Consider the following 1,517-nt stretch of genomic DNA (forward strand, 5'->3'; position numbering starts at 1 on the left):
TCCTCCTTGTATAATGAACACATAGTTTAGAGCTATGTGTTCTGTTTTTACTTATAATAGTGATAGACGTTGCGGATTAGTTTTTCCTCCTATAGCTTTGACTATTTCTTTTAGGCTCTAACCGCAGCTCTATACTATATCTGTTAATGAGTTAGATAACGCTTAGACGTTTTATATCGAGCAAGGGTACACAGTATAGAGTTTGTGGATTGCAACGATCAAATACGAAAAGAGGTGTTATCTATGATTTACATTGGCATTGATGTTGCCAAAAACAAGCATGATTGTTTTATTGTCGATTCAAACGGTGAGGTTCTTCAAAACAATTTCACTTTTGAAAACTCTCAATCAGGCTATGAATTGTTTCTTAGTAAACTTCCAAATGTGGACCGTCAAAAAATGAGAGTAGGACTTGAATCCACTGGACACTATAGCAACAATCTCATCGACTTCCTGATTAGAGAGGACTTCCCGGTAACTCTCTTCAACCCGCTCAGCACAAACCTTTACAGAAAAGCACAGACTTTGCGGAAAACCAAAACTGATACAGTCGACGCACGCATCATCGCAAAAATGTTATTCACAGAAGAATACAATTCCTACTCTCCTGTATCATACCATTATCAAGAATTGAAGTCACTCACTAGACATCGCCATAGGCTTGTTGAATATCGTTCTAAACTTAAAATTTCAGTGACGCGGCTGCTTGATATTGTTTTTCCCGAACTTGCTAAACATGTATGGTCTATTCATCAAAATTCCTCTTATGCTCTTTTACTTGAAGCACCATCACCACAAAAAATTTCCGAGCTACATTTAACCAAGCTGACTAATCTTCTAAAAGTGCATTCAAGAGGCAAATATGGTCGAGATAAAGCTTTATTAATTCGTGAAGTTGCAAGTAAGTCAATCGGTTCAAACAGGTCTTCATACGGTTTTGAGCTTCAACAAACCATTAGACTCATTCAAAATGTTCAAGAAGAACTTACTTTACTCGATTTTCAACTTAAAGCTCTTATGGATGAAATGAGTTCTCCTATTGTTTCTATTCCAGGCATTTCATTCAGACTTGGATCAATCATTCTTGCTGAAATAGGAGATATTTCAAAATTTTCATCTCCAGCTAAATTACTTGCTTTTGCAGGCTTAGATCCTTCAACACATCAATCAGGAAACTATACTGCCACTCAATCAAGAATGGTCAAGCGAGGTTCCAAATACCTCAGATGGGCTATTTTACAAGCAGCTAGACTAGTTGCTATGAGATCGTCAGTATTTAAAGAATACTTATCTAAAAAAATAGCGGAAGGCAAACACTACAACGTTGCTTTATCACACACTGCTAAAAAACTTTTACGCGTTATTTTTGCTTTGTTAACTAAAGATCTGAAATTCTGCTAGATTCCAAATTTGATTTTTGAAGTAGTACAACTACTTCTTTTTGTCATGCTCACTTTTCAAGAATAAATCTAAATAAAATTCTAGTCTTATTTACTTGACTTCATATAGTTAGTCTA

At 35.6% G+C, this 1,517-nt stretch carries 1 protein-coding gene; it reads left to right on the forward strand.

Features of this window, described 5'->3' with window-relative positions; translation table 11 throughout:
- The first annotated feature begins 243 nt into the window (after positions 1 to 243).
- Positions 244 to 1,401, forward strand: coding sequence for an IS110 family RNA-guided transposase (locus QE109_RS17500; protein ID WP_281095840.1), 1,158 nt, complete (start codon positions 244 to 246; stop codon positions 1,399 to 1,401).
- The last annotated feature ends 116 nt before the right edge of the window (positions 1,402 to 1,517 follow it).

The organism is Fusibacter bizertensis, from assembly GCF_029914245.1.
GTDB lineage: Bacteria > Bacillota > Clostridia > Peptostreptococcales > Acidaminobacteraceae > Fusibacter_C > Fusibacter_C bizertensis.

What these genes read in the sequence shown, in the direction of transcription:
- QE109_RS17500 (WP_281095840.1), top strand. Translation starts at nt 244, where the DNA reads ATGATTTACATTGGCATTGATGTTGCCAAAAACAAGCATGATTGTTTT.